Origin of the sequence: Bartonella sp. MU70NMGDW (assembly GCF_042194085.1) — a bacterium.
Classification (GTDB): Bacteria; Pseudomonadota; Alphaproteobacteria; order Rhizobiales; family Rhizobiaceae; genus Bartonella; species Bartonella grahamii.
Genome location: NZ_JBHIMK010000307.1, coordinates 1 through 1,354, shown reverse-complemented (window position 1 = coordinate 1,354; position 1,354 = coordinate 1). Strand labels below are relative to the sequence as shown.

The following is a 1,354-nucleotide window of genomic DNA, read 5'->3' as shown; positions in this document are numbered from 1 at the left end:
ACTCACTGGGAAAATAGATATAAAAACCGACCTGCTTTCTGGTCGACGGAAATAATATGCCTTAACTTCCCAAATAGCATTTGAAAACGTTCATAAGAAGTGTTTTTATTCCTTTTCAAATAGGTACCCACATACCAACCTGCTTATGATGTATAAGCAATTAATTTTAATTGATTCAGTATCAATAAATTCGAAATGAAAAAACCCTACGCTATCTGGGTCTTTTACCCCGAATAAAAAATGATGAATTATCATTATAAATCAACATGTCGTATAAATAGTTCATTTCTTCTCAACATAAACGACAATATCATAGATGATTACAAATATAAGAGAAGAGTGAAAAAAATAGCTCATCCTTTTACTGTTTCTTATTAGTCAATATTCAAATCTTTCGAAACAGCATATTTTAAGACTATTTTTTCTGCTTATAACATTTCTATCCCAAATAAGAGCACGTTATATATATATAACGTTTGGATTATCTCTGATAACAGAAAGACAGACTCATTGAGTTAGAAAGCCTTAAAGACAAACAATCTTCTTCTGCCCCTTCCCTTTTCATTCGGTTTTACGACTTTTAAATATGCCAATATCTTTTAATGATGAAGATGAAGCTTTGCTTTTTGTTTTTCTCATTTTTACATATAAGCTCACATCCTTTACACAAAACAGAGCATCCAAAAATATTATGTTTTTCTTATTTATATTCTTGTTTTATTTTAATGTTTCTAAGTCTATTTCACAACGGTGTATCTGAAAAGTACTTACGAAAATCCTCTCACGAATGGTATAAAAATCGATTAGACACGATTAACCTTTACTTCATAAAAGCTATAGCTCTATCATCCCTTAACTCCCAATGTTGCAACAGCCCTTTCATTTAGAGCATTTATAAGAAGTATATTCACTGCTTTTAGAAGTTTTTTATCCATGCTCCCCCTCAACTTGTGTCATAAGTAAGCAGATGGTTTCGATTGATTCAACGTCAAAAAAAATCGAACAAACTATATTTTAACTTTCATTAAAATTATAAATCAATATATTATAAGAAAAGCGCCCCGCATAAAAATCAGCTAAATATTAGGGATACTCTGATTGTTTTATTCACTTTTGATGGTGGTGGTGGTGGAAAAGAACCAACGCGTTGAAGTGCCGCCATCGCTAATCGATCAAGTTCCGGATCACCAGCAGAAACTGCTACACGACTAGAAAAAATACTGCCCTGCTCATGCACCATAAATTCTAACTTCACCGTTCCTTTTGCTCGACTGGTCCGCTGTCCCACAATATAATTTTTTTGCCTTTCTAATTGTGACTGTACCTTTGCTAACCACTCCATTAACAACATATC

At 32.7% G+C, this 1,354-nt stretch carries 1 protein-coding gene; it reads right to left on the bottom strand.

The features are described from left to right. Positions 1-1,072 precede the first annotated feature (1,072 nt). A partial coding sequence (locus tag ACFIKE_RS10645; RefSeq protein WP_375649864.1) for an energy transducer TonB occupies positions 1,073-1,354 on the bottom strand: 282 nt, incomplete at its 5' end.